Below are 9,280 nucleotides of genomic sequence, written 5' to 3'. Positions count from 1 at the left end.
GCGTCCCGCCGTTTCTCGCGCGCGTCCTCACGACAGCCACGCGTCGTGGAACTGGAGGCCGGAGGCGGAGTCGAACACGACGCCGTGCACCCGCTGGGACAGTCCGAAGACGCTGGTCATCTCGAAAACCGGTATCTGGTAAGCCTGTTCGAGGACGCGGCGCTGCGCGGTGGCCACGTGCGCGGCCCGCCTCCCGGGATCGGCGGCCGACGCCTGGGCGTCGAGTTCCCGCTCCAGCGTCGTGTCGTCGATGCGGGAGAGGTTCAGCAGCTTCGAGGAGAAGGCCGTCCGCAGGATGTCCGGGTCGCTGCGGGTGCCGTTGCCCCACGCGAGGTCGTAGTCGCCGGCCGCCCTGGCCTTCTGGTAGTCGGCGATCGACAGCACCCTGAGGGTGAGCCCGATGCCGGCCTTCTTCACCTGCTGCTGGATCAGTTCCAGCGCGGTCTGGTTGGGGCCGAAGTTGGTACCGAGGATGACCTCGAGGTTCAGCTTCCGGCCGTCCTTGACGCGGATGCCGTCCGCGCCGGTACGCCATCCCGCGGCGTCCAGCAAGGACGCGGCGCGGCCGGTGTCGTGGCGCAGCAGGGCCGCGTTGTCCCGGTAGTCGTCGGTCGTGCTGGACAGCGAACTGGTCGCGGCCCGGTAGCTGGGGCTGAGGACCGTGGCGACGACCTCCTCGCGGTCGACGGCCGCCTGCAGCGCACGCCGCACGGCCACGTCCGCGCCGAGCGGACTCGCCGTGTTGGCGCTCAGCGCCACGGGCACTCCCGGATTGGCGCGGCTGACGACCGACACCCGCTGCGCCTTCAGACCCGCCTCGTCCTGCGGCGCCACCCCGGCGATCGCGTCGACCTGCCCCGACGTCAGGCTGCCGGAACGCACGCCGGACTCGGGCACGACCTGGAAGGTGATCCTGTCGAGGCGGGCCGCGCCGCGGCCGCGCCACAGCGAGGAACCCCACCGGTAGTCGTCGCGCCGGTCCAGTTCGACGGACTTGTCCGGTGTATAGCTCTTGAGCGTGAACGGGCCCGAGCCGATCACCGGCCCGGCGCACCGCTGCTCCGCTGCGCGCCGCAGCGTCGCCGGGCTCAGCAGACCCAGGGTCGGCGTCGACGTGGCCTGGAGGAACTGGGCATTGGGCCCGGCGAAGACCACCCGGACGGTGTGCGCGTCGACGACCTCGGTGCGCCGGTAGCCCTGGAGGTAGCCGGCGCCGAGCATCGAGCGGGCGCCGAGAGCGGCGACGGCGTCCAGGTTCTTCCTGACCGCTTCCGCGTCCACGGGCGTCCCGTCGCTGAAGGTGGCGCCCGAGCGCAGATGGAACGTGAACCGCGAGGCGTCCTCGGCGACCTCCCAGGAGGTGGCGAGCCAGGGCGCGATCTTCCCGGTCCTCGGGTCCTGGTCGGTGAGCGAGTCGACGACGCCGCGGAGCGCGTACATCGCGTCGTTCGTGACCGCCTGGTGCGGATCGACGCAGGTCGGATCGGAGGACAACGCGAAGGTGAGCTCCCCGCCGGAGCGCTCCTTCGCCGAGCCGCCGGCGGATCCGTCGGTCGAGCAGGCCGTGAGCGGCAGGGTGAGGGAGACGATCGAGGCGATCGCGGTGGCGGCTCTGCGGCCGGCGGATCCGGGCTGGCGGGGCATGGGACGTCAACTCCAGTCGTGGAAAAGGAAGAACGAAGAGGAAAAGAAGGGTGAGGCGGGTCGGCAGTTGGCGGCCCGGGCGCGAAAAGGATCAGGCACGGCCGAACCGGAAGCCGACGCCGCGTACGGTCAGGATCCAGTCCGGAGCCCCCAACTTGGCTCGGAGGGCGCTGACATGGGTGTCGATGGTGCGGCTCGCCCGCGCGTCCGGCGTGTAGCCGCTGGGATAGCCCCACAGCTCCGTCATCAGCCGCGTCCGCGAGTGCACGGTGTGCGGGTCGGCGGCCAGGCGGTGCAGCAGGTCGAACTCCTTGCGGGTGAGGTTGACGAGCCGGCCGTTGAGCCGGACCTCCCGGGTCAGCGGGTCGATGCAGAGCGAACCCCGGGCCAGCGGGTCCGTCGACGGACGCGGCGCGGCCTGCACCGGGTGCGAACGGCGCAGCACCGCCTCGATACGGGCGACGAGTTCCCGCAGCCCGAACGGCTTCGCCAGGCAGTCGTCGGCCCCGGCCTGAAGGCACAGGACGCGGTCGAGCCCGTGGTCGCCCGAGGCGAACGCGATCAGCGGAACGTCGCTCGTGGCGCGAACCGCTCGGCACACCTCCAGCCCGTCGATGTCCGGTAACCGCAGATCGAGCAGCAGCAGGTCGAACTTGTCATGTATTTCCAGGGCCTCGGCTCCCGTCACGCATTCCTGAGCATCAAAACCATGGCGCTGCAGCTCGGCGCTGAGAAAAGAGCTTTCGGCCGCATCGGAATCGACCACCAATGCACGCATCAGATCCCCCGGTTCCATGTCGCAGCCGTGCGACCGATGCAGCCTGACCGAATCTGCCGAGTCGCTACAACCCCGGACCTGGATAATTCACAAGCCTGTAAAAGGCGTTGGGGAGCGACATCGGCGGCGCTCCGACACCCATGTGGGTACGTACGGCGAGGTTAGGGAGACGGAGCGTGATCCGGCAGTGACCTGAGTCACACGACGTGCCGGTCCCGGCCGCCGACGGCACCCGGATCCGCAGATTTGTACTTCCCCTGACATTCGCTTGTCGAATTCCTTGCGGCATGCGTCTCGTTGACGATCGCCTGACAGGTCCTTTTGTGGGTCCTGCACCTTCCCGGGTTGAAATCGCACACTGCCGCCGCCGACGATATTTGCGGTTGCTCGAGGCCGCCGAACGAAAAGCGCGGCGAGGGCCTGTCGGACCGGTAATCACCGCCACATCAACCGGGAGAGCTGAATGGACGCTTCGGTCGTCATTGTGGGAGCAGGCCCGGCCGGCCTGATGCTCGCCGGAGAACTGCGCCTGGCCGGAACAGCTGTCGTCGTCATCGAGCGGCTGACGCGACGCACCGGCGAATCCCGCGGACTCGGCCTCACGATCCGCACGATGGAGACCTTCGACCAGCGCGGGCTGCTGCCCCGGTTCGGCCGTCCGGTCACCAGCACGCAGGGGCACTTCGGCGGCATCCCGCTCGACTTCACCGTCCTGGACGGCGCGCACAAGGCCGCCAGAACCGTCCCGCAGTCCCGCACCGAGACCGTACTGGAGGCATGGGCACGCGAGCTGGGCGCTGACATCCGGCGCGGCCACACCTTCCGCGACGTCGAGGAGGACACGGACGGCGTGACGGTGCACGTCGACGGCCCGGCCGGCCGGCACGCGCTGCGGGCCCGCTACCTCGTCGGCGCCGACGGCGGCCGCAGCCGCGTACGCAAGGCGGCCGGCTTCGACTTCCCGGGGACCGCGGCGACCACGGAGCTGCTCCTCGCCGACATCCGGGGCGTCGACATAGCACCCCGGGCGACGGGAGAACTGCTCTCCGACGGCATGATCATGTCCGCTCCGCTCGGCGACGGAGTCCACCGGGTGATCGTCGGGGAACGCGGCACCCCGCCGCGCCGCCGCGACGGACCACCCCGCTTCGAGGAGGTCGCCGACACCTACAAACGCCTCACCGGCGACGACATCGCCCACGCGGAGCCCGTCTGGGTCAGCGCCTTCACCGACGCGGCCCGGCAGGTGACCGAGTACCGGCGCGGCCGGGTGCTGCTCACCGGGGACGCCGCCCACATCCACCTGCCGGCCGGCGGCCAGGGCATGAACACCGGCATCCAGGACTCCGTGAACCTCGGCTGGAAACTGGCCGCCGTCCTGCACGGCCGCGCCCCGGCGCAGCTGCTCGACACCTACCACGGCGAACGGCACCCCGTGGGGCGGAACCTGCTCGCCAACACACAGGCGCAGAGCCTGCTGATCCTCGGCGGCACCGAGGTGCAGCCGCTGCGCGACGTACTCACCGAACTGGTCTCCTACGAACAGGTGGCCCGCCATCTCGCCGCCAAGGTCAGCGGAATCGAGATCCGCTACGACGTCGGCGCCGGAGAGCACCCGCTGCTCGGCGCCCGGCTGCCCGCCGTGCCCGTGACCGTCCGGGAACGCCCCACCACCAGCGCCGCACTGCTGCGCCACGGCCGCGGCGTGCTGCTCGACCTCGACGACAACCCCTGGCTGCGCCGCCGTGCCGACCCCTGGCGCGACCGCGTCGACATCGTCACGGCCCGCCCCACGGGCGACGTCCCGCACGACAGCTCCGCGGTGCTGCTGCGCCCGGACGGCTACGTGGCGTGGGCCGCGCCCGGCAGCCACGACGACCTGCCCACCGCCCTGGCCCGCTGGTTCGGGCCGCACCGCACCGGTTCCCAAGAGAGGTAACGATGCACAGCACCCTGATCGTCGCCCGGCTCCAGCCCGGCTCCGACGACGAAGTCGCCCGCCTCTTCGGCGCGTTCGACACCACGGAGATGCCCCACCTCATGGGCACCCGCAGGCGCCAGCTCTTCGCCTACCGCGGCCTCTACTTCCATCTGCAGGACTTCGACGACGCCGACGGAGGCGAGCGCATCGAGGACGCCAAGACCGACCCGCGCTTCGTCGCCATCAGCGACGACCTCAAGCCGCACATAGAGGCCTACGACCCCGCCACCTGGCGCTCGCCCGCCGACGCCATGGCCCGCCGCTTCTACCACTGGAGCGCCCGGTGACCCGCTCCGCCGGCCACAGGGTCGTGATCACCGGCATCGGTGTCACCGCCCCCGGCTCGCTCGGCACCAAGAACTTCTGGCAACTCCTCACCGACGGGCGCACCGCGACCCGCCGCATCTCCTTCTTCGACCCCTCCCCGTTCCGCTCCCAGATCGCCGCCGAGGTCGACTTCGACGCGGAACTCGCCGGGCTGACCCCGCACGAGATCCGCCGCACCGACCGCGCCGCCCAGTTCGCGATCGTCACCGCCCGCGAGGCCGTGCAGGACAGCGGACTCGACCTCGACGCCCTCGACCCGGCCAGGACCGGAGTCACCATCGGCAGCGCCGTCGGCGCGACCACCGGACTCGACCAGGAGTACCGCACGGTCAGCGACGGCGGACGCCTCGACGTGGTGGACGACGCCTACGCGGTGCCGCACCTGTACAACTTCCTAGTCCCCAGCTCCTTCGCCACCGAGGTCGCCTGGGCGGTGGGCGCCGAAGGCCCCAGCACCGTTGTCTCCACCGGCTGCACCTCCGGCCTCGACGCCATCGGCTACGCCACCGAGGTCATCCGCGACGGACTCGCCGACGTCATGGTGGCCGGCGCCACCGACGCCCCCGTCTCCCCGATCACCGTCGCCTGCTTCGACGCCATCAAAGCCACCACCGCCCGCAACGACGACCCCGAACACGCCTCACGCCCCTTCGACGCCAGCCGCAACGGCTTCGTGCTCGGCGAGGGCTGCGCCGTCTTCGTCCTCGAACGCCTCGACCACGCCCGCGCCCGGGGCGCCCACGTCTACGCCGAGATCGCCGGCTACGCGACCCGCTCCAACGCCTTCCACATGACCGGACTGCGGCCCGACGGCCGGGAGATGGCCGAGGCCATCCGCGTCGCCCTCGACGAGGCCCGCCTCAACCCGCAGGACATCGACTACATCAACGCCCACGGCTCCGGCACCAAACAGAACGACCGGCACGAGACCGCGGCCTTCAAGGCGAGCCTCGGCGAGCACGCCTACCGCACCCCCATCAGCTCCATCAAGTCGATGGTCGGACACTCGCTCGGCGCCATCGGCTCGATCGAGATCGCCGCGTCCGCCCTCGCCATGGAACACCACGTCGTGCCCCCGACCGCCAACCTGCACACCCCCGACCCGGAGTGCGACCTGGACTACGTCCCCCTGACCGCCCGCGACCAGCTGACCGACGCGGTCCTGTCCGTGGGCAGCGGCTTCGGCGGCTTCCAGAGCGCCGTCGTGCTCGCCCGGCCCGAACGGAGCGCTCGATGAGCGTACGCACCGTGGTGACCGGCCTCGGCGTCGCGGCACCCAACGGCCTCGGCCTCGACGAGTACTGGCGCAACACGCTGGCCGGACGCAGCGCCATCGGACAGGTCACCCGCTTCGACGCCTCGTCCTACCCCTCCCGGCTCGCCGGCGAGATCAGCGGCTTCGAGGCGGCCGACCACCTGCCGAGCCGGCTGCTGCCCCAGACCGACCGCATGACCCGCATCGCGCTGGTGAGCGCCGACTGGGCCCTCGCCGACGCCGACGTGGACCCCGCCGATCTCCCCGACTACGCCGCCGGAGTCATCACGGCGAGCCACTCGGGCGGCTTCGAGTTCGGCCAGCACGAGCTGCAGGCACTCTGGAGCAAGGGCGGCCAGTACGTCTCCGCATACCAGTCCTTCGCCTGGTTCTACGCAGTCAACAGCGGCCAGATCTCCATCCGCAACGGCCTGCGCGGCCCCAGCAGCGTCGTCGTCAGCGACCAGGCGGGCGGCCTCGACGCCGTGGCCCAGGCACGCCGCCAGGTCCGCAAGGGCACCTCACTGGTGGTCTCCGGGGCCGTCGACGCCTCCATCTGCTCCTGGGGCTGGGTCGCGCAACAGGCCGGTGGACGGCTCACCACCCGCCACGACGCCGAGCGCGCCTACGTGCCCTTCGACGCGGAAGCGAGCGGACACGTGCCCGGCGAGGGCGGGGCACTGCTCGTCGTGGAGGACGCCGAGCACGCCCGCCGCCGCGGCGCCCCGCGGATCTACGGCGAGATCGCCGGACACGCCGCGACGATGGACCCGAGGCCGGGCAGCGACCGCCCCTCAGGTCTGCGCCGCGCCGTCGAACTGGCCCTGAAGGACGCGGACGCGGAACCGGGCGAGATCGACGTCGTCTTCGCCGACGCGGCCGCCGTACCCGAACTCGACCGGGTCGAGGCGCAGGCCCTGGCCGACGTGTTCGGTCCGCGCGGCGTCCCGGTCACCGCGCCCAAGACGATGACCGGCCGGCTCTACTCGGGCGCCGCGCCGCTCGACCTGGCCGCCGCGCTGCTCGCCCTGCGCGACGGCGTCATCCCGCCCACCGTCGCCACCCGTCCCGCCGACGACTACGCCCTCGACCTCGTGACCGGCGCCCCGCGCCCCGCGCCCCTGCGCACCGCCCTCGTCCTGGCCCGCGGCCAAGGCGGCTTCAACTCCGCGCTGGTCGTCCGCGCGGCCACCCGCTGACACCCGCGGCTCCACCCACACCCCACCCGGAAAGGCTCAGCCATGTCCTTCACCCCCTCCACCCCGTTCACCCTCGACGACCTGCGGCGCATCCTGCGCGAGGCGGCCGGCGCCGACGAGGGAGTCGACCTCGACGGCGACATCCTCGGCACCGAGTTCGAGGCGCTCGGCTACGAGTCGCTGGCCCTGCTGGAGACCGGCGGGCGCATCGAGCGCGAATACGGCATCACCCTCGACGACGACACCCTCGCCGAGGCCCGCACCCCCGGCGAACTGATCGACGCGGTCAACGCCCGCCTGACCGCCGCCGCCCAGGCCGCCTGAAGGAGACCGGCATGACCGACAGGACGACCACACCGCGCGTCGCGCTGGTGACCGGGGCGACCAGCGGCATCGGGCTCGCCGTCGCACGGCTGCTCGCCACCCAGGGCCACCGGGTGTTCATCGGCGCACGCAACGCCGACAACGTGACCGCCACCGTCAAGGAACTGCGCGAAGAGGGACTGGACGTCGACGGCTCCGTCCTCGACGTGCGCTCGCCCGACGACGTACGGGAGTTCGTACGTGCCGCGGTCGACCGCTACGGGCCCGTCGACGTCCTCGTCAACAACGCGGGCCGCAGCGGGGGAGGGGTCACCGCCGACCTCGCCGACGAACTGTGGGACGACGTCATCGACACCAACCTCACCAGTGTCTTCCGTGTCACCCGGGAGGTGCTCAACGCCGGCGGTCTGCGCACCAAGGACCGCGGCCGCATCATCAACATCGCCTCCACCGCCGGGAAGCAGGGCGTCGTCCTCGGAGCCCCGTACTCGGCCTCCAAACACGGCGTCGTCGGTTTCACCAAGGCCCTCGGCAACGAACTGGCCCCCACCGGCATCACCGTCAACGCCGTATGCCCCGGCTACGTCGAGACACCCATGGCCCAGCGCGTGCGCCAGGGCTACGCCACCGCCTACGAGACGACCGAGGACGCCATCCTCACCAAGTTCCAGGCCAAGATCCCGCTCGGCCGCTACTCGACCCCCGAGGAAGTGGCCGGCCTCGTCGGCTACCTCGCCTCGGACACCGCGGCCTCCATCACCGCGCAGGCACTCAACGTCTGCGGCGGCCTCGGCAACTTCTAGCCCCCGCACACACCCGAGAGGAGCTCAGTCATGACCGTACGAGAGGTCGAGCACGACATCACGGTGCGGGCGGCCGCGGCCGACGTGTACCGGCTGCTGGCCGAGGTGGAGAACTGGCCCCGCCTCTTCCCGCCCTCCGTCTACGTCGACTACCTGGAACGCGACGGAGACGAGGAGCGGATACGCATCTGGGCCACCGCCAACGGCGAGGCCAAGAACTGGACCTCCCGTCGCGTCCTCGACCCCGAGGCCCTGCGCATCCGCTTCTGGCAGGAGGTCTCCGCGCCCCCGGTCGCCGAGATGACCGGCACCTGGATCATCGAACCCGTCACCGCCGAGGAGACCCGCGTACGCCTGCTGCACACCTACCGTGCCATCGACGACGACCCCGAGTCCCTCGCCTGGATCGACGCGGCCGTCGACCGCAACAGCCGAGCCGAACTGCCCGCACTGAAAAGCAATCTGGAACTCACCGCGCAGGCCGGCGAGCTCACCCTCTCCTTCGAGGACAGCGTCCGCGTCGAAGGCTCCGCCAAGGACGTGTTCGACTTCCTCAACGAGGCCGACCGGTGGACGGAGCGGCTGCCCCACGTCGCCTCCGTCGAATTCACCGAGGACACCCCGGGGCTGCAGACCCTGCGCATGGACACCCGCACCAAGGACGGCTCGACCCACACCACCGAATCCGTGCGGGTGGCCTTCCCCCATCACAGGATCGCCTACAAGCAGACCACGCTGCCCGCCCTGCTCACCCTGCACACCGGCTACTGGCAGCTCGACGAGGGTCCCGACGGCGTCACCACCGCCACGTCCCAGCACACGGTCGTCCTCAACCCCGACGCCATCACCCAGGTGCTCGGCGCCGACGCCGGCGTCCCCGAGGCCCGGGCCTTCATCCGGGAAGCCCTCGGCGGGAACAGCCGCGCGACCCTCGGCCACGCCAAGCGGTACGCGGAAGCGCGGCGCTGA

General features: G+C 71.3%; 9 protein-coding genes. 7 read left to right on the top strand and 2 right to left on the bottom strand.

Going from position 1 to position 9,280, the window contains the following annotated elements:
- Window positions 1–27 precede the first annotated feature (27 nt).
- Together ACIRG6_RS07350 and ACIRG6_RS07345 are read right to left on the bottom strand one after the other, a co-directional pair.
- The gene (locus ACIRG6_RS07350) at window positions 28–1,644 is read right to left on the bottom strand and encodes an ABC transporter substrate-binding protein (protein WP_364682692.1); all 1,617 of its coding nucleotides are present in this window, start codon (window positions 1,642–1,644) and stop codon (window positions 28–30) included.
- 91 nt (window positions 1,645–1,735) lie between these two features.
- Complete coding sequence (locus ACIRG6_RS07345) at window positions 1,736–2,422, bottom strand: response regulator transcription factor (RefSeq protein WP_364682690.1); 687 nt, start codon at window positions 2,420–2,422, stop codon at window positions 1,736–1,738.
- A 463-nt stretch (window positions 2,423–2,885) separates the two neighbouring features.
- Here ACIRG6_RS07345 and ACIRG6_RS07340 point away from each other — a divergent pair, with 463 nt between their 5' ends.
- From ACIRG6_RS07340 to ACIRG6_RS07310, 7 genes are read left to right on the top strand one after another with little or no spacing between them, the layout of a single operon-like run.
- On the top strand, window positions 2,886–4,361 hold the full coding sequence (locus tag ACIRG6_RS07340) for an FAD-dependent monooxygenase (protein WP_350722931.1): 1,476 nt from the start codon (window positions 2,886–2,888) through the stop codon (window positions 4,359–4,361).
- A gap of 2 nt (window positions 4,362–4,363) precedes the next feature.
- A complete protein-coding gene (locus tag ACIRG6_RS07335) occupies window positions 4,364–4,690 on the top strand; it encodes a TcmI family type II polyketide cyclase (RefSeq protein WP_239772104.1) in 327 nt (108 codons plus the stop codon).
- Complete coding sequence (locus tag ACIRG6_RS07330; RefSeq protein WP_189229595.1) at window positions 4,687–5,967, top strand: beta-ketoacyl-[acyl-carrier-protein] synthase family protein; 1,281 nt, start codon at window positions 4,687–4,689, stop codon at window positions 5,965–5,967. Before ACIRG6_RS07335 ends, ACIRG6_RS07330 begins: the two co-directional genes overlap by 4 nt.
- Complete coding sequence (locus tag ACIRG6_RS07325) at window positions 5,964–7,184, top strand: ketosynthase chain-length factor (protein ID WP_364682687.1); 1,221 nt, start codon at window positions 5,964–5,966, stop codon at window positions 7,182–7,184. Before ACIRG6_RS07330 ends, ACIRG6_RS07325 begins: the two co-directional genes overlap by 4 nt.
- Window positions 7,185–7,226: 42 nt before the next feature.
- A complete protein-coding gene (locus ACIRG6_RS07320; RefSeq protein WP_364682685.1) occupies window positions 7,227–7,508 on the top strand; it encodes an acyl carrier protein in 282 nt (93 codons plus the stop codon).
- Between the two features lie 11 nt (window positions 7,509–7,519).
- The gene (gene fabG, locus ACIRG6_RS07315; RefSeq protein ID WP_318216736.1) at window positions 7,520–8,311 is read left to right on the top strand and encodes a 3-oxoacyl-ACP reductase FabG; all 792 of its coding nucleotides are present in this window, start codon (window positions 7,520–7,522) and stop codon (window positions 8,309–8,311) included.
- Window positions 8,312–8,341: 30 nt separating this feature from the next.
- Complete coding sequence (locus ACIRG6_RS07310) at window positions 8,342–9,280, top strand: aromatase/cyclase (protein WP_350722922.1); 939 nt, start codon at window positions 8,342–8,344, stop codon at window positions 9,278–9,280.

Source organism: Streptomyces flaveolus (genome assembly GCF_044765825.1).
Lineage (GTDB): Bacteria > Actinomycetota > Actinomycetes > Streptomycetales > Streptomycetaceae > Streptomyces > Streptomyces flaveolus.
The sequence above is the reverse complement of the archived record's forward strand: the minus strand, read 5'-3'. Positions and strand labels throughout refer to the sequence as shown.